Source organism: Paenibacillus sp. J31P316 (assembly GCF_056269105.1).
This window is the reverse complement of the sequence record NZ_JBWDNI010000018.1, coordinates 97703-123331: the sequence shown is the minus strand read 5'-3', so window position 1 is coordinate 123331 and position 25629 is coordinate 97703. Positions and strand designations below refer to the sequence as shown.

Annotated in this window: 30 protein-coding genes, 1 pseudogene and 1 riboswitch; of the genes and pseudogenes, 27 read left to right on the top strand and 4 right to left on the bottom strand. The window is 48.1% G+C overall.

Annotated features, from left to right (window positions below; all coding sequences use genetic code 11):
* Window positions 1–3: 3 nt before the first annotated feature.
* From AC0YNU_RS28910 to AC0YNU_RS28895, 4 genes are all read left to right on the top strand, one after another.
* Window positions 4–888 (top strand): carbohydrate ABC transporter permease, encoded by an 885-nt coding sequence (locus tag AC0YNU_RS28910; protein WP_475762802.1) that lies wholly within the window; start codon window positions 4–6, stop codon window positions 886–888.
* 144 nt (window positions 889–1032) lie between these two features.
* Window positions 1033–2139, top strand: coding sequence for a glycoside hydrolase family 172 protein (locus AC0YNU_RS28905; protein ID WP_475762800.1), 1107 nt, complete (start codon window positions 1033–1035; stop codon window positions 2137–2139).
* A 164-nt stretch (window positions 2140–2303) separates the two neighbouring features.
* Entirely contained in the window at window positions 2304–3260 is a 957-nt protein-coding gene (locus tag AC0YNU_RS28900; protein ID WP_475762798.1) for a 3'-5' exoribonuclease YhaM family protein, read from the top strand.
* A 137-nt stretch (window positions 3261–3397) separates the two neighbouring features.
* A complete protein-coding gene (locus AC0YNU_RS28895) occupies window positions 3398–4384 on the top strand; it encodes a Gfo/Idh/MocA family protein (protein ID WP_475762796.1) in 987 nt (328 codons plus the stop codon).
* 171 nt (window positions 4385–4555) lie between these two features.
* Here AC0YNU_RS28895 and AC0YNU_RS28890 read toward each other — a convergent pair whose 3' ends face one another.
* Entirely contained in the window at window positions 4556–5404 is an 849-nt protein-coding gene (locus tag AC0YNU_RS28890) for an AraC family transcriptional regulator (RefSeq protein ID WP_475762831.1), read from the bottom strand.
* Window positions 5405–5575: 171 nt separating this feature from the next.
* On the opposite strand from AC0YNU_RS28890, the gene AC0YNU_RS28885 reads away from it, so the two are divergent.
* From AC0YNU_RS28885 to AC0YNU_RS28840, 10 genes are all read left to right on the top strand, one after another.
* The gene (locus AC0YNU_RS28885; RefSeq protein WP_475762794.1) at window positions 5576–5899 is read left to right on the top strand and encodes a UxaA family hydrolase; all 324 of its coding nucleotides are present in this window, start codon (window positions 5576–5578) and stop codon (window positions 5897–5899) included.
* A complete protein-coding gene (locus tag AC0YNU_RS28880) occupies window positions 5900–7063 on the top strand; it encodes a UxaA family hydrolase (RefSeq protein WP_475762792.1) in 1164 nt (387 codons plus the stop codon).
* 22 nt (window positions 7064–7085) lie between these two features.
* Window positions 7086–8198 (top strand): Gfo/Idh/MocA family protein, encoded by a 1113-nt coding sequence (locus AC0YNU_RS28875; RefSeq protein WP_475762790.1) that lies wholly within the window; start codon window positions 7086–7088, stop codon window positions 8196–8198.
* Between the two features lie 242 nt (window positions 8199–8440).
* Entirely contained in the window at window positions 8441–9262 is an 822-nt protein-coding gene (locus AC0YNU_RS28870) for a hypothetical protein (protein WP_475762788.1), read from the top strand.
* A gap of 162 nt (window positions 9263–9424) precedes the next feature.
* Complete coding sequence (locus AC0YNU_RS28865) at window positions 9425–10162, top strand: YjgB family protein (RefSeq protein WP_475762786.1); 738 nt, start codon at window positions 9425–9427, stop codon at window positions 10160–10162.
* 243 nt (window positions 10163–10405) lie between these two features.
* On the top strand, window positions 10406–10987 hold the full coding sequence (locus AC0YNU_RS28860) for a phage integrase N-terminal SAM-like domain-containing protein (RefSeq protein WP_475762784.1): 582 nt from the start codon (window positions 10406–10408) through the stop codon (window positions 10985–10987).
* Window positions 10988–11115: 128 nt separating this feature from the next.
* Window positions 11116–11523 carry a tyrosine-type recombinase/integrase gene (locus tag AC0YNU_RS28855; RefSeq protein WP_475762782.1) on the top strand — a complete coding sequence of 136 codons (408 nt, stop codon included), beginning with the start codon at window positions 11116–11118 and terminating at the stop codon, window positions 11521–11523.
* A gap of 130 nt (window positions 11524–11653) precedes the next feature.
* The gene (locus tag AC0YNU_RS28850; RefSeq protein WP_475762780.1) at window positions 11654–12241 is read left to right on the top strand and encodes a hypothetical protein; all 588 of its coding nucleotides are present in this window, start codon (window positions 11654–11656) and stop codon (window positions 12239–12241) included.
* Window positions 12242–13224: 983 nt separating this feature from the next.
* Window positions 13225–14145 (top strand): hypothetical protein, encoded by a 921-nt coding sequence (locus AC0YNU_RS28845; protein WP_475762778.1) that lies wholly within the window; start codon window positions 13225–13227, stop codon window positions 14143–14145.
* A gap of 185 nt (window positions 14146–14330) precedes the next feature.
* On the top strand, window positions 14331–14927 hold the full coding sequence (locus AC0YNU_RS28840) for a hypothetical protein (RefSeq protein WP_475762776.1): 597 nt from the start codon (window positions 14331–14333) through the stop codon (window positions 14925–14927).
* A 188-nt stretch (window positions 14928–15115) separates the two neighbouring features.
* Here AC0YNU_RS28840 and AC0YNU_RS28835 read toward each other — a convergent pair whose 3' ends face one another.
* Window positions 15116–15583 carry a very short patch repair endonuclease gene (locus AC0YNU_RS28835; protein WP_475762774.1) on the bottom strand — a complete coding sequence of 156 codons (468 nt, stop codon included), beginning with the start codon at window positions 15581–15583 and terminating at the stop codon, window positions 15116–15118.
* A gap of 270 nt (window positions 15584–15853) precedes the next feature.
* Here AC0YNU_RS28835 and AC0YNU_RS28830 point away from each other — a divergent pair, with 270 nt between their 5' ends.
* The 7 genes and pseudogenes from AC0YNU_RS28830 (at window position 15854) to AC0YNU_RS28800 (ending at window position 18906) form a co-directional block, all read left to right on the top strand.
* Window positions 15854–16252: a hypothetical protein gene (locus tag AC0YNU_RS28830; RefSeq protein WP_475762772.1), complete on the top strand. Its 399-nt coding sequence runs from the start codon at window positions 15854–15856 to the stop codon at window positions 16250–16252.
* Between the two features lie 104 nt (window positions 16253–16356).
* Window positions 16357–16701 (top strand): DUF6933 domain-containing protein, encoded by a 345-nt coding sequence (locus AC0YNU_RS28825; RefSeq protein WP_475762829.1) that lies wholly within the window; start codon window positions 16357–16359, stop codon window positions 16699–16701.
* Between the two features lie 28 nt (window positions 16702–16729).
* Window positions 16730–16929, top strand: a pseudogene (locus AC0YNU_RS28820) (IS256 family transposase); the annotation flags it as partial.
* 77 nt (window positions 16930–17006) lie between these two features.
* Complete coding sequence (locus AC0YNU_RS28815) at window positions 17007–17492, top strand: YcxB family protein (RefSeq protein ID WP_475762770.1); 486 nt, start codon at window positions 17007–17009, stop codon at window positions 17490–17492.
* 53 nt (window positions 17493–17545) lie between these two features.
* Window positions 17546–17806: an ATP-grasp domain-containing protein gene (locus AC0YNU_RS28810; protein WP_475762768.1), complete on the top strand. Its 261-nt coding sequence runs from the start codon at window positions 17546–17548 to the stop codon at window positions 17804–17806.
* Window positions 17807–17920: 114 nt separating this feature from the next.
* Entirely contained in the window at window positions 17921–18121 is a 201-nt protein-coding gene (locus tag AC0YNU_RS28805; RefSeq protein ID WP_475762766.1) for an NUDIX hydrolase, read from the top strand.
* A 254-nt stretch (window positions 18122–18375) separates the two neighbouring features.
* Complete coding sequence (locus tag AC0YNU_RS28800; protein ID WP_475762764.1) at window positions 18376–18906, top strand: hypothetical protein; 531 nt, start codon at window positions 18376–18378, stop codon at window positions 18904–18906.
* Between the two features lie 75 nt (window positions 18907–18981).
* On the opposite strand, the gene AC0YNU_RS28795 is transcribed toward AC0YNU_RS28800, so the two are convergent.
* Entirely contained in the window at window positions 18982–19836 is an 855-nt protein-coding gene (locus AC0YNU_RS28795) for a helix-turn-helix domain-containing protein (RefSeq protein WP_475762762.1), read from the bottom strand.
* Window positions 19837–19966: 130 nt separating this feature from the next.
* Between AC0YNU_RS28795 and AC0YNU_RS28790 the strand changes: the two genes are divergently transcribed.
* Together AC0YNU_RS28790 and AC0YNU_RS28785 are read left to right on the top strand one after the other, a co-directional pair.
* Window positions 19967–21160: a Gfo/Idh/MocA family protein gene (locus AC0YNU_RS28790; RefSeq protein WP_475762760.1), complete on the top strand. Its 1194-nt coding sequence runs from the start codon at window positions 19967–19969 to the stop codon at window positions 21158–21160.
* A 15-nt stretch (window positions 21161–21175) separates the two neighbouring features.
* Window positions 21176–22003, top strand: coding sequence for a sugar phosphate isomerase/epimerase family protein (locus AC0YNU_RS28785; RefSeq protein ID WP_475762758.1), 828 nt, complete (start codon window positions 21176–21178; stop codon window positions 22001–22003).
* Window positions 22004–22174: 171 nt separating this feature from the next.
* Here AC0YNU_RS28785 and AC0YNU_RS28780 read toward each other — a convergent pair whose 3' ends face one another.
* Complete coding sequence (locus AC0YNU_RS28780) at window positions 22175–22717, bottom strand: hypothetical protein (RefSeq protein ID WP_475762756.1); 543 nt, start codon at window positions 22715–22717, stop codon at window positions 22175–22177.
* A 97-nt stretch (window positions 22718–22814) separates the two neighbouring features.
* A riboswitch (SAM riboswitch) is annotated at window positions 22815–22943 on the bottom strand.
* Between the two features lie 332 nt (window positions 22944–23275).
* On the opposite strand from AC0YNU_RS28780, the gene AC0YNU_RS28775 reads away from it, so the two are divergent.
* The 4 genes from AC0YNU_RS28775 (at window position 23276) to AC0YNU_RS28760 (ending at window position 25512) form a co-directional block, all read left to right on the top strand.
* Window positions 23276–23890: a lysostaphin resistance A-like protein gene (locus AC0YNU_RS28775; protein ID WP_475762754.1), complete on the top strand. Its 615-nt coding sequence runs from the start codon at window positions 23276–23278 to the stop codon at window positions 23888–23890.
* Between the two features lie 164 nt (window positions 23891–24054).
* Window positions 24055–24249 (top strand): DUF4177 domain-containing protein, encoded by a 195-nt coding sequence (locus tag AC0YNU_RS28770; protein WP_475762752.1) that lies wholly within the window; start codon window positions 24055–24057, stop codon window positions 24247–24249.
* Window positions 24250–24330: 81 nt separating this feature from the next.
* Entirely contained in the window at window positions 24331–24849 is a 519-nt protein-coding gene (locus tag AC0YNU_RS28765; protein ID WP_475762827.1) for a DinB family protein, read from the top strand.
* A gap of 48 nt (window positions 24850–24897) precedes the next feature.
* Entirely contained in the window at window positions 24898–25512 is a 615-nt protein-coding gene (locus AC0YNU_RS28760; RefSeq protein WP_475762750.1) for a histidine phosphatase family protein, read from the top strand.
* The last annotated feature ends 117 nt before the right edge of the window (window positions 25513–25629 follow it).

The following is a 25629-nucleotide window of genomic DNA, read 5'->3' as shown; positions in this document are numbered from 1 at the left end:
CGGATGTCCATTCGGTTAACGAAAGGCGATATGGTCGCCAACGCGATTATCTATACGATTTTGACGCTATTGGTTGTCGTAACATTGGTCCCGCTGCTTAATATATTGGCCATCTCGTTAAGCGACAGCGCCAAGGCGACGGCAGGTCTCGTGACGGTCTATCCGCTTGGGCTGAGCTGGAGCACGTATACGACGATATTCAAGGATCACGCGATTCTGACGGCTGCCGGCGTTTCGTGCCAACGGGTCGCACTGGCTCTCATCATTGATATGGTACTTGTCGTCTTGGCCGCTTATCCGCTGTCGAGAAGCAAGAAGGCATTCCGCTCAAGAGGCATCTACATGTGGATCGTCATCGGAACGATGCTGTTCGGCCCCAGCACGGTGCCCATGTTCTTCACGGTGAAGGACATGCATATGCTCGGCACGATCTGGGCGCTCGTCATTCCAGGCGCGGTGGGCCAATTCCATATCATTCTCATGCTCAACTATTTCCGGAATATCCCTTCCGAGCTGGAAGAGTCGGCCAGCATTGACGGTGCCGGGCCTTGGCGCAGATTGCTGCAAATCTACGTGCCGCTGTCCATGCCCATTATGGCAACCATTGCGCTCTTCGTCGTTGTCGGCAACTGGAATGCGTACTATGACGGGTTGATTTATTCAATGAAAACGAGCGATTTCCCGCTGCAAACGTACATTCAGCAGCTCGTCGTCAATTACGATACGACGATCAGGGATGTCGACCAGGTGAGAGACCTGCTTGCCATATCCAACAGGAGCTTGACCGCCGCGAAGCTGGTCATTACGATGATTCCGATTCTGCTGGTCTACCCGTTCATGCAGAAGTATTTCATCAGCGGCATCATGCTCGGTTCGGTCAAAGAATAGAAGGATTGAACTGTACTGGCAAAGAAGGATTGACCTGTGCAGGCGAAGAATGGAAGAAGCAGTGACTGGCGAGCATTCGGAAGTCCTCATGGACCGCCTCGGGTGCTCGTTGTTCGATTTCAGATTAGGGAGGCAGCTTCAGCGATGCTCTATGAGATGAAACAGACGAAGAGCCGGGCGTTCACCGCGGAGAACACGGCTGGCGCCGCGGGCAGCGGAGGACAAGCGAACCGCGGACGGAAAGGCGCGCCCTGCATCGAAGGCTTCAAGCAGGGCGAGACGATCGAGCTGCTGCATTGCGAAGGAGCTGGCGTCATTCGTCATATCTGGATGACGATTCCGCTGGGCAATGTCGATCATATGCGCAACGTCATTCTGCGCATCTATTGGGACGGCCAGAGCCATCCGAGCGTGGAATCGCCGATCGGAGATTTCTTCGGCGTCGCGCATGGGCGCCAGCGGCCGATGCAGTCGGATTGCGTGACGATGCAGGCGGGGAAAGGCTTCAACTGCTGGATCCCGATGCCCTTCAAGCAGCGAGCCGTCGTCGCGATCGAGAACGACTCCGATTCGGACGTAAGGCTGCTGTTCTATCAAATCGACGTCACCCTCGGGGACGAGCTGGATGACGATGCGGGTTATTTCCATGCCAGGTTCCGGCGCAGCAATCCATGTCCCATGCATGAGGATTTCGTCATTGCGGACGGGATTGAAGGGCGGGGCGTTTACTTAGGAACGACGCTCGGCGTACGCAGTCTGTTGAACGACTGCTGGTGGGGAGAAGGGGAAGTCAAATTTTATCTCGATGGCGATGAAGAGTTTCCGACGCTGTGCGGAACCGGCGCCGAGGACTACATGGGCTCCGCCTGGGGGCTGGAGGAAGTGCTGACCCCGTATCAAGGCGCACCGCTCGTGGACGGCGAGAACGGTTTGTATTCGATCTATCGATTTCATGTGCGCGATCCGATCTATTTTCAGGAGCGCTTGAAGGTGACGATCCAGCAAATCGGCTACGGATCCGGCGCCAAAGCACGTGAGCACTATGGCGACGCGTTCGTCAGTTACCGCGCGTTCGGCAATGACGAAGCGGCCGATGACTGTTATTTCGAGCGCAGCGATGATTATTGCGCCGTTGCGTATTGGTACCAGTCGCTGCCTTCCTTGCCGTTCGATCACTTTCCGAGCCGGGAAGAGCGAAGCCGAGATCTTGGGACGGGCGATACCGGAAGGCCGGCGCGGTCGGATATGTAATTTAGCATCGAATCGGTGACGATTCCTCTTTTGCTGGACAGTGTAAAAAGAGTTCATGGTATGATGGACTCAGCGCTGCCTTCCGAAGGGGGATTTTTGCGGTTTTTGTCCGTATCGGCCTTGGGAGGGCGGCTTGGGAGAGAAGGAAGCAGGAGGGAAATGGAATGTCACGGATTAATGAACTGCGGGACGGCGAGGAGTTTGTCGGCTACTATCTCATCAAGGAGAGCGAGGTCAAGCAGACGAATACGACGCCGCCGAAGGATTTTATGAATTTGACGTTGTCCGATGCGAGCGGCCAAGCGCCGGCGAAGCTGTGGGACGCGTCCGAGAGCGACAAGGAGCAGTTCAAAGCGCTGACGCTAGTCAAGGTGCAGGGCATCGTTCAGCTGTACCGCGAGAAGATCCAATTGAAAGTCAACCGGATCCGCAAAACGACGGAGGCGGATGGCGTCACGTTGACGGATTTCATCCGCGCGGCGCCGGTCGAGCCGGAGACGCTCGTGGCCCGCATTCACGCGGTCAAGGACAGCATCGCGGATACGGACATCCGCGCGATCGTCGCCTATTGCCTCGACAAGGCTGGGGAGCGGCTGTACCATGCGCCGGCGGCGAAGACGCATCACCATGCCTATTATGCCGGACTGGCTTATCATATCGTACGCATGCTGGAGCTCGGCGAATTCATTTGCGCGCAACGTCCGTTCTTGAATGCGGATCTGGTCAAAGCGGGCATCATTCTGCATGATATCGCCAAGCCGGAGGAAATGGTCTCGGAGCTCGGCATCGTATCGGACTACAGCAATCCAGGCAAGCTGATCGGTCATATCGCGCTCGCTTCGCTGTGGGTCGCGGAGGCTGCTCAGCAATCGGGCATCGCCGCGGACTCGGAGCGGGTATTGGCGCTGCAGCATCTGGTGCTGTCGCATCATAACCTGGGAGAATGGGGCAGTCCCGTCCAGCCGCAAATCGCGGAGGCGGTCGCGCTTCATTATATCGACTCCCTCGATGCCAAGCTGCAAATGATCGAAGATGCGCTCGACACGGCAGCGACCCACGAAGACTGGACGCCGCAAGTGCGGGGCTTGGAGAACAAAGCGTTCTATCGCTTGAAGTGGTAATGCTGAAGCAGTAACACCGAAGTGACGCGGCGCGGTAAAGCTGGAAGCGCGAGCTAAGGAGACTGTTCGAGCCTCCGTCCCATTGCCCTGGACAAGCTTAACGGGTAAAATGGATACCGACGAAAGGGGATTGAACGATGATACGATTTGGGATAATCGGCTCTAACTTTATAACGGATCAATTCGTGGCGGCCGTACGCGAAGTCGAAGGGGTTGCCTTGTCGGCGCTCTATTCGCGGACGGCGGAGCGGGCGGAGGAGTATGCGTCGAAGAACGGCATTCCGTTGAAATTTACGGATATCGGAGAAATGGCGGCGAGCAGCGAAGTGGACGCGGTGTATATCGCTTCGCCGACGTCATTCCACGCGGAGCAGGCGATTCTCTGCATGCGCGCCGGGAAGCATGTGCTGTGCGAGAAGCCGGCGGCCTCCAATGCACGTGAGCTGCAGCGGATGATCGAGACGGCGAAGGAGAACGGCGTCGTCTTCATGGAAGCGATGAAGAGCTCGTTCATGCCGGGGTTCGAGGCGATTCGGGAGCTGCTGCCCTCGCTTGGCACGATCCGTCGCTATACGGCAAGCTACTGCCAATATTCATCTCGCTACGATGCATTCCGCGCAGGCAATGTATTGAATGCTTTCAAGCCGGAGTTCTCGAACGGCGCGCTCATGGATCTCGGCGTCTACTGCGTGTATCCGCTCGTGCTGCTGTTCGGCGCGCCTGAACGAATCTCCGCCAGCGGCACGATGCTGTCTTCCGGCGTCGACGGCCAAGGCAGCATCATTGCCGGTTACAAGGACATGGAAGCGATCATCACGTATTCTAAAATCTCGAATTCTTCGCTTCCGGCGGAAATTCAAGGCGAGGAAGGCACGATGATCATCGATGCCATCAACCTGCCGCGCCAGATTACCGTCCGCTACAGAGACGGACGCGTGAAGGAAGCGTCCGCGCCGGAGCAAGGCTTGGTCATGAGCTATGAAGTCCGCGCATTCGCCGAGCTGATTCAGCAAGGCGTACAAGAGTCGCCATTCAACTCGCATGCGAATGCGCTGGCCGTTATGAACGTACTGGATGAAGCAAGACGGCTTCAGGGGCTTGTCTTTCCGGCTGATTTGAAGTAGTACGCTTAAGGCAAAAAGTCTAGGCGTAACAGGTTGCTCTGCCGCAATATCGTACTATCACAACGCCGCAGCTGGACGGAATACCGTCGGCTGCGGCGTTTTTTTGCCGTGCTGGGGCGTAGAGCAGGGTTTCGCAATTATCGTATCGGAGCTAGCCGCAAAGCGCGTCAGCTACGTTCGTTTATAATGCGCAGGCGTGAGCCCGGCGAATTTTTTGAACATCCGGTAGAAATGCGGCAGGCTTTCGAAGCCGCATGCCGCTGCGATCTCCGCAACGGTACTATCCGTCTCGGTCAGCAGCTCCTTCGCATGCATGATGCGTTTCGTGATGATATACTCCGTTAAGCCCAGTCCGGTGTGCTGCTTGAAGATCCGCGAGAAGTACGACGGGCTGACGGAGGCGTGCGAGGCGAGCTCCGTCAAGCTGATCGTTTGCAGCAACCGGGTCTCGATTTCATTCAGCGCGTTCTGCAGCCATGCAGGCCTGGAGGCGTGAGGCTGCCAACGGTTGCCGGGATTGATTTTGCGGTTCGCGTGAAGCAGGATGCTCTGCAGCAGCAGCAGGATGGCTTGTTTGTATCCGGGCTGTGTGGCGGTCATCTCACCCTGCATGTCGGTGAATAGGGCTTCTAGGCGTAAGCGTTCATCGGAAAGCAGCTCCAGCTTGTAGCTTCGGCTCGTTCTTGCGGTATCGAAGCATTGCAGGAACGAGTAGGAGGCATCCATGCCCATGGAGGAAGCCTGCACGAATTGACCGCTGAAGAACACGACGGAGGACGTCAAGGGCTCGTCCGGATGAGGGAGCGTCTTGTGAATCGTATTGCCGGGAATGAGATAGAGATCCCCTGCTTGCATCTCGTAAAACGTATGATTAATGAAGAAGGAGCCTGCCCCTCCGTGCACATAGATGATTTCATGCCAGTCATGCAGATGATCCGGCAGCTCGGCCTGCAGATTCTTCGTGCTGTGCAGGGCCAGCTCTACCGGGAGCGTATCGTCGGCTGCAAACTGCTTCCGCATCGCGTTCAACCACTTCGTCTCCTTTCGCTATTAAGATGGATGTGTAGTGCAAGAAAAGGTATATTCCCGGCGATATTCGATATTAAGATTCTGTTTTTTATTATTTATAATGAAACTATAACGAACGTTGCAGGGATTGTCCATCACGGGGATAAGGAACGGTGAATACGGTTGGCACATGTAATCGGCACGGGCGCGGATGCGCTGTATATGAATGAACGCGATCACGTCGTAACGGCGCTTAGGGAAATTCAATCGGGCGAGACGATCAAATATCGCAACGCGGCAGGTTTGCAGGAAGTCACGACGCAGAACGATATTCCTTTTGGCCATAAAATCGCGGTTACCGCTATCGAGGCAGGCGACGACGTGCGCAAGTACGGCGAAGTGATCGGCCGCGCCGTTGAGGGGATTGCGGCAGGGCAGCATGTGCACGTACACAATATCGAAGGCATCCGCGGACGCGGCGACCTTGGCGCGAAGGAGACGAATTAAATGGCACGTACCATTATGGGTTATGAACGGCCGAACGGCGATATCGGCATCCGAAATCATCTGCTGATCATTCCGACGGTCATTTGCTCCAATCAGGTGTGCAGCCGGATCATGCAGATGGTACCGGGCGCCGTCGCGATTCCGCATCAGCATGGCTGCAGCCAGATCGGCTCGGACAAGGATCGTACGTTCGAGATGCTCGCGGGCACGGGGAAGAATCCGAATGTCGGCGCCGTCTTGATTATCAGCCTGGGCTGCGAGGTGGTCGATCCGATCGCGCTGGCGGAGGACATCCGCAAGACCGGCAAACCGGTTGAAGTATTCGACATCCAATCCGTAGGCGGCTCGGTTAAAGCGATTTCGTACGGCACGGAAGTGGCAAAGAGATTAATGGCCGATCTCGAGAAGCAGGAGAAAGTGCCGGTTCCGTTGAATAAATTGAAGGTTGCCGTCAAATGCGGCGGTTCCGACGCAACGTCGGGTCTGGCCTCCAATCCCGCGCTTGGCGTGGCTGCGGACGCTCTGATCGGCGAAGGCGGTTCGATCGTCATCGGCGAAACGACGGAAATCATCGGCGCTGAGCATCTGCTTGCGGAGCGCTGCGTGACGCAGGAAATTTCGGACAAGCTGTACTACATCGTGGATCGCTTCGAGAAAGAGGTCGAGCGGATGGGGGCCGACATGCGCGGCGGGAATCCAAGCCCAGGCAATATTGCCGGCGGTTTGTCCACCATCGAAGAGAAGTCCCTCGGCTGCATCAGCAAATGCGGAACGGCGCCGATCAAAGGCGTCATCGAATACGCCGAGAGCATTCCGGATCATGGGCTGTACTTCATGGATTCGCCTGGCAACGACATCGAATGCGTATCCGGCATGGCAGCCGGCGGCGCGCATATCGTCTGCTTCACGACGGGCCGCGGTACGCCGACGGGTGCTGCAGTCGTGCCGGTCATCAAGATTACCGGTAACCAAATGATGTTCCAGCGCATGGAGGACAACATGGACGTGGATGTCAGCGATATGCTGGACGGAAGCGTCAGCCTCAATCAAGCGGGCGAACGGATTTGGCAGGAGATTTTGGACGTTGCGGAAGGAAAATGGACGAAAGCGGAAGTGCTGGGGCATACGGAATTCAGCATCAACCGGATCGGTCCAAGCTTGTAGCAGATAGCGGAGGTGCGCCAGCATGAGCGCGTTAATGAACAATTGGCTTGATTTGGACTATCGTCCGGCCTTGCCGCAGAACAAAGAAATCGGCATCGCCATTATCGGTGCCGGCGAGATCGTCGAGGCTTGCCATCTGCCGGCTTACGAGATGGGCGGTCTTCGCGTCGTCGGCATCTTCGATCTTAACCGCGAGCGGGCGGAGCAATTGGCTTCGAAGTTCGGTATCGCCAAAGTGTATCGGGAGATCGATGAACTGCTGTCGGATGCCGAGGTGCGCATCGTCGATCTAGCCGTTCCGGCTAAAGTTCAGCCGGGCATTGCGGAGCGGGCAGCTGCGGCAGGCAAACATATTCTCTGTCAAAAGCCGCTTGCGGAATCGTACGAGGAAGCCGTTCGCATCGCGGATGCTTGCGCGAAGTACGGCATCAAAGGCGCGGTCAACCAGCAAATGCGCTGGTCGCCGAGCATTCGGGCCAGTCACACGATCATCCAGCGCGGCTGGCTGGGCGAACTGCTGCAGGCGACGATCCAGGTGAACGTGAAGCAGGATTTTGCCAACTGGGGCTGGCTGCGGGAAATGCCGACGCTTGAATTCATGTACCACAGCATTCATTACATGGATGCGATTCGCTTCCTGTTCGGTACGCCGGAATATGTCTATGCGGACGGCGCTCGTTTCCCGGGCCAGCAGACGATCGGCGAGACGCGCACGCTGCTGCATGTGAAGTTTCCCGGCGAGGCGCGCGGGTTGATTCACGATAACCACAACCACATCGCCGGCGAGGACGATTGGTTCGCGACGTATCGGTTCGAAGGAACGGAGGGGATCATCAAAGGCACGAACGGTTCCCTGTACAATTATCCGGTCGGCCGCGAGGATACGCTGAGCTTCCATTCGCGGGCTATTCACGAGGACTACTGGTTCCAACCGCGGCTGCACGGCAAATGGTTCCCGCACGCCTTCATGGGTACGATGGGCGAGCTGATGCGCGCCGTGGAAGAGGATCGCGAGCCGGAGAACAGCGTGGCGGACAATCTGAAGACGATGCAGATGGTATTCGGCGCCTACTTGTCGATGAAGGAAAATCGGCCGGTGACGCTGGCGGAGATCGCTGCGCAGACGTTGAAGTAGGTTTCCAGTCGACGATCAGGTCGACTGGAAGATTAACAATTCGATCGGTTGCAAGATTAATAATACAATCGACTGCAAGATTAATAATACAATCGATTGCAAGATTAACAAACCGATCGACTACAAGATTAATAAATGGGGAGCGCGGTGCGCTCTCCTTTTTTGCATTCTGCTGAAACCATTTCCTCCCAAATCTCGTCGAGAGAACATAGAGCATTCATCATGATTGCAGGAGCGATGAAATGGGAAGCATGCGTAAATGGATGATTCACTCGGGGGCGGTACTGGCATTCGTGATGCTGGCGACAGGCTGCGCAGGGCAGAATTATGAGGCGGATAACGCTGCGAAATCGAAGGTACAGTCGGACAGCGTGGTAGAGTCGAGTGCTGCCGGCGGTGAAGAACCAGCAAAAGTCGAGAAGGCGGCAGAGTCGAACACGGCCGATGCGAGCGTGGTTGATCCGGCTGTGGCCGAAGCCGTGGGCGATGAGGCGAAAGAAGACGACTCCGTTCGGGCGAGCATCCAACTGGCAGACGGACAGCTGGTCGTCAAGCCTACTGGCAAAGCGACGGTCGCCACGCTTGGCGTGCCGAGTTGTCTCGGGGTCGAGTCGGATTTGAACTGGCGCGGGACGTTCGAAGCGGACTGGATTCCGAAGGAAGGGGAAGCGGAGCGCGTGTTTACGTTTCCGCGGGATTTTGAAATGATCCAGCCATCGGAGCAGCCTGCCAGCATGGAGCTTCTAGAGCTGAACGAGGTACAGCTGCTTGCTTTCAGCCCGAGGTATACGGATTGCCGAATGTTGGAAACCTATTTCTTCGGCGTTCAGGACGGAAGAGCTTTCCCGGTTCCGATCATCATGAGCGACACGAGCACCTTGACCAACATCGGGAAATATTCGCATCGCGCGCTGGAAGTGAAGCAGGACGAGGTGATCGTAACCGGCGGTTTCGGTGCAGGAATGGATGCGGTTCCGGTGTACCATTTACGCTACGACGGGGAGAAGAAATCGTTGATCCTGTCGAAGAACGATCAGTTGCCGGTGAATGAACTCGACCAATAAGCGTTCATAGGTGGCATGAGGCGTTTCGGCTGTTGCGGAGCCGGTTAAGAGTGGATATTGTCCTGACGAAGCTGGTGCAGCGCTAAATATTGGAACCTTTTCGAGAATTCGCTCGTCTAGTGGATGCAAACAAGAAATTTGACATGATGGAGATGAACGAGAGTGAAGAAGAGTAAATCCGTAACGATGCTGGCGTTCGCGGCGCTGATGGCGTGTGTCCTGATGCTGGCCGCTTGCAATGACAACAAAAATAATGGAGCCGATCCGTCGAATACGACGACTCCGGCGAACGATAGTTCCGGTAATAATGCGCCAAGCAACGATGCCGACCAAGGCGGCGATCAAGTTAATGGGGACAACGGAAGCGGGAATTCAACAAACGAACCTGCCGGCAACTCGGGAAACTCCGGTAACACCGGTAACAGCGATAATGGAAACGTTTCGTCACCGCCGAAGGATGAAGATCAGACGTCGAAGATGCTAAAAGCGATGCTTGCGCTGGCGAAGGAAGGCAAAGTGGAAGGCATTCCGTTCCAGGCTGACAAAGGGCTGACCGAGGATGTCGAGAAGGAATGGGGCAAGGCGGACAAAAGCGATTTCGCCGGTAAAGGCATCTACGCCACGTACGCCAAAAAGCATGCGGTCATCGGTTACAATAAGGGCAGCCAAATCTTCGATGTCCGTTCAGACGCACCGGAGCTGCAGAAGCTGACCTTGAAGCAGATCGAAGCTGCGCTTGGCAAAGCAGCGAAAGTCACGAAAAGTGGCACGGATAGCATCTACACATACGAAGCGAGCAAAACCTACGAACTGCGCTTCGTCATTCCCGCAGACACGGGCAAAGTCGACCATATCTCGGTGTATGCGCCTGCGGCTGCCGTGAATAATATGGCTGGCTGAGGAAGAGAAGCGAGTACGGGGAGTAGGCAGTGACATCGGCGCGGCCGCATTTACAAGCAATGAAGGCCGTGATAAGCTGAATGTATCGCAGAATAGACCGAAAGCATCGGGAGATTTCTCGTCCAATTGGACGGGAGATCTCCCTTTTTGCATTTCCGGGCAGAGGCGATTCTTCGAGTCGAAGAGACTATTGAAACGGTTACCAGTATTTAGTGGAACTGGTATACTGAAAAGGAGATTACCATGAAGATTCGGTTAGCTAAAGAAGACGAAACCTACCTTGCCGTGACATTTGCTTACGAAGCGTCGATCGTGAAAGCCATACGGTCCATCGACGGGAGACGATGGCATCCTGCCTCGAAGACGTGGTTGATTCCTTATACGCTGCTCGCGCTGGAGCAGCTGAAGGAATTGTTTTGCCGGGCGGATGTGGACATTGAAGAGGAGCTTTCGGCGGAATGCCCTGCGCTGGAGGAATGGGAGCCGACGGTGGTGGCGAACAGTTATCGCTGGGATGCCGAGCATGAGCATCGGCTGCGGCAGGAGATGGCGCTCCGGGGGTATAGCCTGAAGTCAATCAAGGCGTATTGCAGCCAAGTCGAATGTTATTATCGGTATTTGAAGGAGCAGGGGTTCGTCGAAGATGTTCGCTCCGTAGCGAAATATTCGCTCCATATGCTGGGACGTGGTTGTTCACATTCCCATGTGAATCAAGCGCTCAGCGCGATCAAGTTTTTCAGTAGTCGCGTGCTGGGGGAAGCTGTGGCTTCGGCCTCTTATGTTCGACCGAGGAAGGTGCAGACGCAGACGCGGGAACTGGCGTAGACCGAGGTCATGCAAATTCTTTGCGCTTTCGAGGACCTGGTGAACCGGGCAATTATGTATATTACATATTCCTCCGGCTTGAGGGTAAGCGAAGTCGTGCGGCTGAGCCTAAGCGACTTCGACCGCGAATGAAAAACGATTCGTATCCGTCAAGGCAAGGGACGCAAGGACAGGCAGACGTTATTGTCCGACACAGATTATGCAGTCGTCCAGCGTTATGTGGCACAGGATATGCCCAGGTTTGGCTGTTTCCCGGCCAGCGCGAGGGAAGCCATCTAACGGAACGCACCGTTCAAAAGCTGTTCGAGCAGGGGCTTGCTCGTTCAGGTGTCCATAAGCCGGTCAGCCTGCATGTTCTGCGGCACTCATTTGCCACGCATTTACTGGAAGGTGAAATCGATATCCGCTATATCCAGGAGCTGCTCGGTCATCAGCATCTTCGTACGACCGAGAGGTATACGCATGTTAGCACGAGGGATATAAGGAAGATCAAATGTCCGTTAGATCGGATGGAGGATGCGGGAGCGAGTACGTGAATACCCCCATTGCGAGTGATGGTTGGAAATACGTAAACTTTCTACTGTGTGAATGTTAGCGAAATACGTAAAAAAGACGTTATATGAAATATTCGCAGGATTTAAAAACAAAACTTATGGGGTGTTACGAATGCTAACTTATGAACAGATTACAAGCCAAATTATTAATTCTATGAGGGATGTAGGTCTTGATCCATATCTTATTAAACATAATCTTGAGTTAACTACACTTATGAAAGAATTTGAATGCCTTTGCGTGTTAAAGAATAACAAATCCCCGCATACTACAAGGGCAGAAATTAGTTTTGGTTGGGAAAGTGTGATGACGACTGAATCTATCTACGGAGGAAACTGTGCTTTATTCCACGATGAAACTGAAGAATGTTTACATGATGAAGAGAATAGAGAAGCATTATTAGAACTAGAAATTAAATACAATATAGAGGCTAAAGAAGGTTTTAAAGAAGAAACAAATTTAATAAATACAGAATTATTAACTGCTATTAACAGAGTAATGGAACATCAGAATAAACCTCAAATTACTTGGGAAGTAACTCTTAATAGCAATGGAGTACACTTTGTGAGATCTATAAAATTACATCATTATTGGAACATAGAAATCAACGAAGAAGAATTAGAATTAGATGAGATTCTTGAAGAAGTATGTGAGATGCTGGTCAGTATTGATAAACTGCCCTTTATTAAAGATAAATTGTAAGCAGTCCAGGAAGGCGAATACATCACATAACACCGGATTCACGCTGCGCGGCTACGCCGCTTGGTCCGGACCGAAGCATAAGAAGCGGATTCGGTTGGAGAATTTTCAGCAGCAGGGGAGCAGATTCAGCCGGACAACCCTGCACTGCCTAACCGCGTCGCGGCCGCTCCCGTTGGTAGCTTAAGGCAGTGAGGGTTCGTAAATCCAAGAACGTTAGATGAAATGCCCGATAAATATAAAATCACTAATCATTTTCATGAAATATTATCTTTTCTTTTATAAAGTCGACATCAACAAACATTTTTTTGTTGCCGGTCTTTTTTAAGCTCTTAGTGTTACAGAGCAAGATATGGTTACTTATTGTAACTTTATGAATATAGAACCTTTCGTTATTTTCTTCTACTTTAATTTCAATGTAATGGTAAGTAGTCTTTTTAAATGTTTCAAGTGCCGGCGTGGCAGAGATGATGAGTATGAACCAAGCAATAACTAGAATTATAAAAAGTGCAACAAAATATTCTATTGGCTGATGGCTGTCTATTAGTAAGTGAATATATAAAACAAAAATAGAGAGGAATATACTGTATGAAAATATCTGCACTGCTTGAATCATGAGATTTTTCTGATCACTAAGAATTAATCTTTCTATTCTTGTTGTTTTTAACATAGCAATAATCTTGAAGATTCCAATAATAGTAACTGGTAAAGACGTGATTCCCAACCAAGGGATCAGTTGTTTTAAGAGTTCCAGAGCGATCACCAACCTTAAGATTTAGTAATAGTTAACTTATCGGCAAGGAATTAAAGGTATTGAAGGTTTAATCGCAAAAGCCGGACACTTCATCTAACACCGTATTCACGTGGCGGGCATTCGTCCTTGGTCTGGACCGGGGCATTTCGGGGAAGTTGAGGCAGCCAGACAACTGCTGCGAGACTAAGTCTTCGACCCGGCTCCCGTTGGTCGCCTTAAGCCTCTCGGGTTCGTGAATACAACAACGTTAGGCGAAATTGAATGGAGTGATAATGTGACTTACTCAAAAGCTGAATTAGAAGAATGGGTAAAATCTCTTTCTCCAGAAGAAATAGAATACGGCAATCGAATTCAGCAAAAAGAGGGAGAAAAAGAGTACAATTTGTTCAAGTCAAACTTTGAACAAGGTAAGTGTTATATATGTGGTTCTCCGCTAAAAACAATGAAGTCTGAACAACCATGTGTACATTGGTTGCTAAGACAATGCAAATTTAAAAAGAAGGATTTCGTAAGAATATATGAAAAATTTGATTACTTTAATATTAACGCTTACCTCAGATGGGTCGCAAACTTAGATAAATTCATGAGAAATATTAATGATCTGAGCGAGGAGAGGGAGAAAAACAAAATTATTGAACAAACTATTAGATATAAACATATTGATTGGAGCTTTTCATGTACCTATGAAGATTTTAAAGGCCATAAAGGGAAACAAGTATATTTTCCTCATTATCACTTTCAAATGAGGATAAACGGACAACAATTTATAAACTTTAACGATTATCACATCCCATTTACCGATGAAGATATTTTTAAATTAACAATGATTAATGAAGTTGGAGCTTATGAATCTTATGGAGCTGGTGGCGTTGGACTAGAGGAAGGTTTTCAAATTGATCCATTAGACATTATTGAGCAGTCTTCAATCTCTCAAAACGAAGAAGATGAGGTATACCATATTTCATCAATGGCTCATTTTAAAGGTGGTATCTCTGGCGAAGAAATTCACACGCTATTTAAAGAGAGTGAAAGAACCGGAAAAACGATGGCGTCTTTGTTGAGGAATATTGGCGCAGATGTTACTAGTATTATCTCACCAGCTGAATCTATTCCGGATGTTGCAAAGAGGAATGGAGGGAGAGGTAAATCATAGAAGTCAATTCAACATCGCCTAACACTATGTTCACGCTTCGGGCTAACGCCTTCGGTCCGGCAGGAGAGTAGTCGGGGGAGAGATGGCAACCGGACACATCCTCCTTCGTCGGACGTCGTGAACTCAAGAACGTTATGCGAAACTCCCGAAGATATTCAATAATTTTAATATGCAGGGGATGGAATATGAGACGAATACCTATGTTTTCAGTTCATTCTAAAGATAAGGATAATAATGAGTTCCGACTAAATATAATTGGAAGAGCGCTTTACCAAGTCAATCTGGACGACAAATTATATGCTTCTGATTCTGTTTTAGATGAAGGTTTCGGAATTGTTGAAGAAATTACTATAGAAAATCAAAGTGTATCAAAACTAGAAGTAATAAATACTGGAACTATAACTCTTAAATCTTTTAACCAAAACTATTTAATTCAAGAATACTTATATGGAGATGTAGTAGAAGATTACAAACCAACAATTACTCTTGAACAAGCAAAACTAATGGCTGAAGAATACTTTCGTGGTGAACTGTCTCAAAAAAAAATCAAATATCATGAACCTATATTAAATAAATTATTTTTAGAAGGCGAATGTTGTTGGTTTTTCTTTTTAAATTCTGACATTGTGATACCTAAACATATTTGGACGTTACAGAAGTCTGCATACACTATTTCGAAAAAAGGTGAAGTTCATATTACTTATGACTTTTCTGATGATCCGATAAAGTTTCAGGATTATTTACAGGTGATGTCAGGATATTTTAAACGTAAGGGAATTTGATTGAAATTCGAGGAAGACGGGAGCATCACATAACACCATATTCACGCTTCGGGCCATTCGGCCCTCGGCCCGGCAGAAGCTAGAAGTGGATTCGGAGATGGATTCTCAGTAGCATGGAAGCAGATTCAGCCGGACACATCCCATCGACTAACTGCGCATCCGCGCAGCCGGCAGCTTCGTTCGCTACGTTATATGACATTCGTGGAACGAGAAATTTGAATAATCTTTCTCAAATCTTCTTTATGTTTGGCATTAATTATCGCTCTACAGATTTGATAAATAACAAGACTAAAATGACTTTTTAAATCGTGTTCCCAAATTCTAATCAGAGTCCAATCTCTATCTGTGTAATGAAGACTGACTTCTTCATCTCTAGCAATATTTCTAGTGATTTTCTTGTTCCAGTACTCTGTATTTTTAATGGGAAGTTTAAAATGACTGTCACAACCATGCCAAAAGCAAGAATCAACAAAGATTACAACTTTATACTTTTTTATCGCGATGTCTGGCTTGCCATAGAGAGTCAAAACATTCTTACGAAATCTAAAACCGTTTTTCCAAAGAATTTTTGATACAGATTGTTCTAACTTTGTATTCCTTCCTCTAACTCGGCTCATCATCTTACTTCGTTGTTCCGAGACTGAATTGCCATTCATTAAAAAACCCTCTAAAACATCAAAATAAGAACATTTGTTCTTATAATTATATCACGAAGGATTATTTTCACAATTAGTCAAATTGGGAGTAATTCAGAGATGTCACGAACGTGATATAACACCGTGTTCACGCTTCGGGCTTGCGCCCTCGGTCAGGCGAAGTGGAGAAGCCAGGAAGCGGGAGCAGCCGGACACATCCGACGCCGTCGGACGTCGAGAACACAAGAACGTTATATGACATCCTCGTAAGTGCGAAAGGAGAAGTGCTATATGTCTATGGTCCATGACAACGTTATTCTGTCATATGAAGTAAATTTACAAAATGATCAAATTAAAATACATACTCTATATGAAGGCAAGGAATTATTAGAGGAAACAGATATTATATTTACTGGTGTGTTAAATCATTTATTTGAACAACAATTAAAAGGCAGTATTATTCTCGACATCTATGAATCTAAAATAGATCTATTTATTCAAGGGAATTCAGAGTTACTTCTTAAAAATAAAAACTATGGTTGGCCAATGCATTTTGAATCTATTGATGATATAAGAAGAACATTAGTAGAGGGAAGTTATAGATATATAATCTTGATGTCAGCTTACGGTATGAATGGATGGGTCTTAGCTAAGAATTACGAAATAGTTACAAGAGAGATAAATTTATAGTTTATGCTTCGAAGACGAGGACGTCATATAACATCATATTCACGCTTCGGGCCATTCGGCCCCCGGTCCGGTCCGGAGCAGAAGAAGAGGATTCGAAGAAGTGAATCAGGCGAGGAAGTAGAATCAGCCGGACAACCACTGCGAGCCTAAGTCTGACGACCCGATTCATATTCGCTCTTCGAGAATACTTACTTCAAGAGGGAGTTCATGAAAGGTTGATTAAAACATATTTAGAGCATTCTACGGAAATACATATTTCAAAGACAAACAATAGAAGTGTGCTTGGAACAATGAAGGAAGTAACATGGTTTATGGAAGATGATTTTCAAGATAACATAGAACGATTGAAATGGCTGAATCGAATAATTCATAAACCAATTGATTATAAAGAGCCGATTAACTTATTTAAACAATTAATCTGGGACAATAAGAATTACAACATAGTTTGACGGATAGCTCAGGAAGGCAATGGCTTCGCTTGAAAGCTACTACCGACAGCTTCGTAAAGTGACCAAGGGCAAGAGCATCTTTCCTACCGACGAAGCATTGCTCAAAATGCTCTATTTGGCGACGATGGATGTTGTTCGCAAATGGACGGGCCGGTGCAGAACTGGGGACAAATCCTCCTCCAGCTCTCCGTCTTCTTCCCCGATCGCATCGGTCAGCATTTACGCTAAAGGTTCATTGGTAGTGAGTTTAAACAAAATTATTGACAGACCCTCTAACACCAATAATCCTTAGGAGGATCAAAACAATGAAGTTAATTTATAAATACTCTGAAAGAGAGTTTATACATGCAATGAACCAAAATAATAGTTTGAAGGAAGTTGTGTTCAATGTAATTTTAGCAATTTCCTTACTTTTGTATGGTTTCTACGCACTAAATACGAATACAAATTCATTATTTGTATCATTTATTATTGTTATTTCTATCGTATTCTTATTTATTGTATTCATAAAATTGATTGTCTTACCTAAGGTAGTTTATAGAAGAAATCCTAAGTTCAGAGAAGAATATATATTAACATTTAATGATGACGAAATTTTGTTTCAGGCCGGAAGCCTGAAATCAACAATTGGCTGGGATTATTATAATGGAATTAAAGAAACGAAAGATTTTATTTATCTACTATACGGGAAGAAAGGTTACTCAATAATCCCTAAGAGAGTTTTTAATAATAATGAGGAAAGAAATGAATTTATAAGATTCATAGCAACTAAGATTAACAAAAAATTATGAATGCATATCTTGGAGGGCGTAAATATATAATACCGTATTCACGCAGCTAGCTAATGCCCTCGGTTCGGTCTGAAGTGGAGAACCTAAGAAGTGTACTCACTAGAACAACCTTGCGATTCAAAGTCTGGCAAATAACAGCTCCTAAGGGATATGCTGTTGATATTGGATTGACTGATACAGGCGAGACGCTATTAATTGAAGTGAACGATGGATATGCATTGGGGAGTTATGGAATGTTTTCTTTGGATTACGCTAAATTATTATCAGCTAGATGGACTGAATTAACACGAACAACCGATGAATGTGATTTTTAAGCGAGGAAATGGATTCGACCGGGCACAACCGTCTCCGTTGGACGTCGTGGACACAGTCACGTTATGTAACATCCGGTAAGAACGCATAAATAACAGAACAAGGAGATAGGCATTATGATAGCGCAGGCACTCATTGTGATTGATGGAAAGGTACTTATGGTTCGTCAATATGTTGAGCGTGGTGATATCGTCTGGAACTTTCCAGGTGGGGGAATTGAAACTGGAGAATCTCCTGAAGACGCTTGTATTAGAGAAGTGAAAGAAGAAACAGGATATGATATGAACTTCTCAATCAAATGCATGTTCAAGAGATGAAATATACTTATATCGCCAAGATCGTTGGCGGCACTGAAGGAACCGATTATAGCGTCGAAGGCAATGAAGACATACTAGAATTAGCATGGAAACCTATTAAAGAAATAAATACATTTGATACATACACTAGACCGATAATAGAACAATTTGTGAATCAATTCGAAGAAGCCCAGAACATCACATAACACCATATTCATGTTGCGTCGCTCTACGGTCACTTAAGGCTCTCGGGTTCTTGAACACAGGAACGTTATGTGAAAGTACCGATGATCTATATAAAGAAAGAAGTGACGTTTATATTTAAGAAAAGAATCATCTTCATATCCTTATTCATTATCGTCCTGCTAGGAATAGGATGGCTTACTATTCTCGTTCTGAATAAAAATCCCTTAGTCGCTGATGGTTTTACGGAATATAACAACTCAAGAAAGCAAGTTGATATTTCGCTTGTCAATGAAGGGAGATTTAATATTCGTATTCGGGAAGTTCTCGTAAACCGTAAAACCCCAAAGCGTGCGCAACTGGTAATTAGTTATACCGGGCAATTGGTCGCAGGCGGCATTGACGACGAGCCATCTGCCAAGTTTGTTCAACTAAAAGACGCACCGATTCATCCTCGATTATCACCGCAAGAATTCCAAGCAGCTGTTAAAACGCATACAACGCCAATTCATTATGGACTTAGAATTGTTAACGATGACGATATAGAAGATGTGAAGATCAAGTACTCCCGTATGGGGATTATATTTATAAGAAAAGTTAATTTAAATACATGGCCTGAATAGATGATGGATTTGTTCAAAGCAGGATGCAGCATTGAACAAGTTCTAGAACACGTAACAGTAACACGATGCCGGCACTCACTTGAGCGCGTTCGCCTGATGCTGCTTGGCATACTGCCGGGGCAAAAGGCCGACTTTCTTCTTGAACACGCGAAGGAAACCCGAATAATCGTTAAAGCCCGCATCCATGCTGGCTTCGGTGACGCTGCGTCCTTCCCGGAGCAGCGTCTTGGCGAGGGCGATGCGTTTGTACAGAATGTATTCGTGAATCGTGCTTCCGGTATGTTTCTTGAACAGCCGGCTGAGATGGAACCTGCTGATGAAGAACAATCCTTCCAGCCGTTCCAACGATAAATCTTCGGCCAGGTGCCGATCGAGATAGGCGAGAATAGGGGAGAGCTGCGGAGGCAAATCCAGGCGGCTCTCTTTTTCCTTATTTTTATGGAAACACCGCTGCACCAGCACGAGAATTTCGAGCAGGCAGCCAAGCTTCAGCAGCGGCGCTTCGGGAAAAGGCTGCTTCTGCAGGTCGGCGTATTTGACGAACAATGCGGACAGCGCCGTTTGATCGTGCTCGCTCAGCTTGATTTTGTTATGCTCGCCGATCGGTCGATCATAGAAGCATCGCAGCAGGTTCATGTCGGCCGTCTGCAACAAGGCGATCAGCGCCGCGTCGAATTCAATCGTGACGCGTTCATACACCGCATCCGTCGTGAGGGCGGGCTTATGGATTTCATGTTCGTTCGTAATGACGAGATCGCCGTGTTGAAGCGGGTACACGGCTTTGTCCACGAAATAATTCACGTCGCCGCGAATAAGGAAGTAAATCTCACAGCCCTGATGCAAGTGGAAATGAATGCTGAACGGCGGCTGCCGGGTCGCATGGAGAAATTTCACATGGTCGTCGAGCCGAGCCATATAGTCGCTGATCATTCTGCCGGACCTCCCGTGATTTTGAGCAATATTATCCACTTTGAGGGCAATTTCGTCAAGGAAGTTGTACTTGTAATTCGATAGGATGAGAGGGTAGCGCGTATTTCAACGTATTCGGGAGGGCTAACGAATGAATGATCGTAGTATTAAATTCGGACTTGTCGGAATCGGCGGCATCGGACAGCATCACGTGAATTATTTGCGCACCATGGAGCATGTAGCCTTGGTCGGCGTCTGCGATACGGACAAGGAGAAGGCGGACGCGACGGCACAAGCTTGCGGGGCGACGGCTTATTACGACGCCAACGACTTACTGGAGCAAGCGGGAATCGATGTGGTCATCATCGCCGTGCCGCATTACGACCATCCTGCGATCGCGATCGAAGCGTTCAAGCGGGGTATTCACGTCATGTGCGAGAAGCCGATCGCGGTTCACGTCAATGCCGCCAAGGCGATGATTCAGGCATACGAAACGGCTAAAACGGACAAACCGGACCTGCAATTCGCCATCATGTTTCAAGAGCGGACACTGCCTTTCTACGCGAAACTCAAAGAAATCATGGACGGCGGATCACTGGGCAAACTATCGCGCGCGACTTGGATTCATACGAAGTGGTTCCGCTCCCAAGCCTATTACGACAGCGGCGGCTGGCGCGCCACTTGGGCTGGCGAAGGCGGAGGCATTCTGACCAACCAATGTCCGCATACGCTGGATATGTACCAATGGCTGTTCGGATTGCCGGAATTGATCTCGGGTCATGCCCATATCGGCAAATACCACGATATCGAGGTCGAGGATGAAGTGACGGCTTATTTCGAGCATACGTCCGGCATGGTCGGGCATCTGATCGTGACGACGGCGGAGCTGCCGGGTACGAACCGGATGGAAATCGTCGGCGATCTCGGCAAGCTGATCTTGGAAAACAATAAGCTGCTCTATTATAAATATCCGCAATCGATGCTCGCGTTCTCCCAGGAGACAGACCAGCGTTTTGCCGAATGGGACATCGCGCCGGAGGAAATCGTTGTCGACACGGACGTTCCGAACGGGCACCACGTCGTTACGGAACGGCTGGTAGAACGGCTGCTCGGCAAGCAGGTCGACTTGATCGCTGAAGGACCGGAAGGGTTGGGCGCCCTGACGCTGGCCAACGGGATCATGCTGTCTTCCTTCCAGAAACGTCCCGTTGCGGTACCGATCGACGGCGATGCGTTCCAAGCGGAGTTGGAAGAGCGAATCCGTACGTCGAGCTACGTGAAGAAAGCCGTCCAAGCGCCGACTGCCAACCAAGATATGTCCGCTTCCTTCGGGACGACCAAATAGGAGGAGATCGCGATCGTGGCTACCGTCAAACTGACTTGCTTCGCCGATGAAATTTCGCATGATTTGGAAGAACAGCTGGATGTGCTGCAGCAGGAGGGACTCCGCTATATCGAGGTTCGCGGCGTATGGGGCAAGAACGTCCTCGATTTGACAGGCGAGGAGCTCCGGCACATCCGTGCGATCACGGAAGAACGCGGCTTCGGCATCTCGTCCATCGCGTCCCCAATCGGTAAGTATGCCCTGCAGGATGATTTTGCGCCGCAGCTCGAGAGCTTGCAGCGCGCGATTGCGGCCGCGCATGCCTTGGGAACGCCTTATATTCGCGTCTTCTCTTATTATTTGCCGGAGAATAGCAGCCTGGATGATTGCAGGGACGAAGTGTTGAGCCGCATGAAGCAATTAGCGGAGATCGCCGAGCGGAACAACGTTATTCTCATTTTGGAGAACGACGATCACCTTTACGGTGCGAAGGATGACCGCTGCTTGGATATCCTGCAGCATTGCGCGTCGGATTCGCTGCGGCTTGCACTCGATCCCGGAAATTTCGTCATCAACGGCGTTAAGCCGATGACGGAGGCCTATCCAAAACTGCAGGCGTATACGTCGTACGTCCATGTGAAGGATGCCACGTCAGAGCCAAGACAATTCGTCCCGGCCGGCGAGGGCGAAGGACAATTGGATCAGCTCCTGACGGAGCTCCGAGAGCGAGAGTACGATGGGTTTCTATCCGTGGAGCCGCATCTGCACAACTACATGCCGCATGCCAGTAATCCAAAGCGCGTCGTGACGGCTGTCCGCGCGCTGAAGCGGCTGCTGGAACGGGCCGACATGGCTTGGAAGTAGTTTATTCTTCTAATTTGAAGCTATAGGGAAGAGAAGAATACGAATACGAATACGAAAGAAAGCCATCGTTGCACTTTAACGATGGCTTTTTGGCTCTGCTACTGGCTAAGGTGCTGCGAACGAGCAGGGCAGGCAGCTCGGCATGCCGCTCACGGTTGCAGAGGGTTCCATTTAGAAGGAAACGTAAGATTGCGTATGTCGGAGCAAGAAGGATCGGTCTCTAAGGTATTTGCGATCCCCGTCGTTAGCTGCTGTACGTTCGCGATTGCCGATTAGCTCCTTAAGCGCTGACGCAAGGAGTTCGGATCTTGCTGGCCCCCACGTGTCTTGTTTATTCTGAACGTAGTCGAGGCTCTCAAGTAAGGTTTGACCTTTCATCCGCTGAAAAGGGGCGGCCCACATCACCAAATCGCCGTTCAGGCTTTTGCAAGGGATAGCGAATTCCCCAATTCCCCTTGCTCCTGAATTCGTGGTGATCGCAAGCAGACCGCAGCAATCATCGTTACCGCGGCCGGGCCGCAGCTTTTCCGTAAGCTCGCTGTCGAATCGAAAACACTCGATATGGGTAATTTTGCATTGCTGCAAGTAGGCTAACGATAATTCAATGACCGAATTCCTCAAATTGAGGAATGAAATCAGTTGGGACAGCGGTTCCGGTTGATACTCGATGGAATCAGCCAGGATCGAAAAGTCAGGTATTTGGTTCGGCATCATGGTTCCTCCCGTACGCAAGGTACATTCATTTTGGAAAACAAAAAAGACCCTCTCTGGAAGCAGAGAAGGTCATAGGATTTAATGTCATCGATCCTCGCTCTTATCTCCCAGATTCGCTTCGTAAAGCGTTCCGCAAGAATTAGCACCGTGCATGCCTTTGGTTGACAAAGGTCTGTCGGTTGCCGGGTATCATCGGGCTTGTCCCTCCACCTGCTCTTGATAAGAAATTACATATTAAATTTTCACCATTATCCGATAAAAGTAGGCTGGATGTCAAGTCTTGTTCAGGCCGCGGCCTGTGGCGATAACGCGTTAGGGGAGCCAGCCATCGAGGCTGCGTGTTCGCGGGCGTTTTTTATAAAGATAGACAGTGCCAATTTGCTGGAAATGGGGTAAAATACCAGCTAGATGATCGAATAACAACACCGTGAATTCACTTATTAAGAACGGTGAAGTGAAGAAAATCCCATCCTATTATATGAACAAACGGTTGATTTGACAAGAGTGATAGGAAATTATTGGGGATTTTATGAATAGAACTATTTAGGAGAGCTATCCATGATCTTTCTTTGCCTATCGCTGCTCTTAACATTCTCTTACAAGCTTGTAGAAGCAGCCACTAAAATATTTCTCTACGGACGCATGAGCAACTATACTGTTTTATATTGGGCCCTTATTGTAAGTGCAGTCCTTCCCTTATTTCATACAAACTATATTTTTAAGATGCCGCTTGAATATGATCATGCAATTCCCATAGTTGCTGTCCTTATTCTAATTAACATGATCGCTGCACGTTACTCCGGCTATAATCCAATCGGGAAGTACAACTTGATTAATTTTGTGCTTACATTTCCTGTGGTCGAAGAAATAATATTTAGGGGAATACTTTTACCAAACCTAAGTCCTTATATAGTCTCTACTACATTCATGGATGTTTTGTATCTGCCAGTCACATTGCCGGTTATCATTACTGCATTTCTGTTTGCAATTTGTCATTTGCAATACTACAGCTTATCTGCCGAAAGTATTCGATTTATGATTTTTGCGTTTATAGGTGGAATCTTGTTGGGAGCCATGACAGAAATGACACAATCCATTTTGTTTTCGCTTGTATTACATATGGTATTTAATACATTTTCGATTCTTTATTCAAAGAAAATAATAAGAATATGAGCAATTTCTGCCAGCCATAAATGTAATAACCATATTGTTTTTTCTAGTCGCGAATCTTCGCGGCTTTTCTTATGCCTTGGAGAAATTGGATTAGAAGAAAAAGGGAATTAAGGAAAGCGGAGTGAATAGTAAACTTATAGAAATCAACGGAAGGGATGATGGATATGGAACAATGGGAATACAAAACCATTAAATTCAAGATTGGCGGCTTTCTAGGAGGCAAATTAGATCCGAATGAATTCGAAGCGATGTTAAACCAATATGGAGCTGAAGGTTGGGAGCTTATATCATCTTTTGATACAAGTAAGTATCAAGGAGAATCTAAGGAGATTATTTCAATTTTCAAAAGAAGAAAATAAAGCGTGTGATAGACGGTGAAATAAAATGCAAGAATTGAATAGAACTTTACACGATAATTGGAGGAACAATCCGTGATAAATATGGAGAACCTGCTTCGTATAACCGATATTCCCGGCTACACGCTTCAAATCAGTCGGTTAGTGTCCATGATGAACTACGCTAGATTCACGACGTTAGATGCTGTAAAGGGACTAAATCAAAATCAACTTGATTTTCTGCTGGATTCGCAAAGCAATTCAATTGGAGCGTTATTGTTACATTTCGCTGCTGTTGAATACGCCTATCAAGTCTCGACATTTGAAAAACGATCTTTGAATGAAGAAGAAATTTCAATTTGGGGCCCTGCACTTGATTTAGGAGATGAAGGACGAGATAAGATCAAGGGGAATGATTTAGCATTTTATCTCAATCAATTAGAGCAGGTAAGAAATAGAACGCTGGAGCTTTTTAAATCCGTGAATGATGATTGGTTGTATATTGAAGAGGAATTCTGGTGGAACAAGCAAGCGAATCATTATTTTATGTGGTTTCACGTTTTTGAAGACGAGATCAATCATAGAGGTCAAATCAGAATGATTCGAAACAGATTGAATGTGTAATAAAAAGCCGACAACACTGAATTTCTTACTCAGTCGGAGGAGTGGCTTATGAGTATAACCTTCTTTCTTGTAAGGCATGGCATTAAAGAAAAAGCTATTGGTGATGTATCCATTACTCCGACGGGGATTAAACAAGCCCAACTAACTGCGCAATATTTTTGTGCTACTCCTATAACTGCCATTGTTTCCAGTCCACTCCGCAGAGCTAAAGAAACAGCAGCCTACATAGCTTTAGAAACAAAAACAACAGTAAGAGTCGATACTCGTTTGAGAGAGCGAGCCAACTGGGGGGACTTGCCAGGGCAATCCTTTCAAGCATTTGTTGAGATGTGGGATAAATGCACGCGAGAACCCGACTATATACCACCAATCGGTGATTCTGCTAGGCAAGCAGGCAAAAGAATGTACGCATTGTTAGCAGAGCTCGTAAATGAGTACCCGTCTGGCAGTAATATTGTAATTGTTACACACGGAGGACTGCTAACAGATTATCTCGTGTATACATTTTCCGAGAACGTACTAAATAATTTTCATCCTCGATTTATTGCTGAACAAAGCAGCTTAGTCGCTGAATGTTCAATTACAAAACTGCTTTATGAGCGAGAAAATATGACTTTGAAACAATTTTCCTCCGTAGAACATTTGGTTAGCGATATTTCTTGAGTGGAGTACTGACTTTTATTGAGTATAAAGTGAGTCATCGAAGAGAAGTCTTCGTATAACCCTTTATTCACGTTTCTGCTTATCCCATTGGTTCGAATGAGCGTTTATGAGCTAACG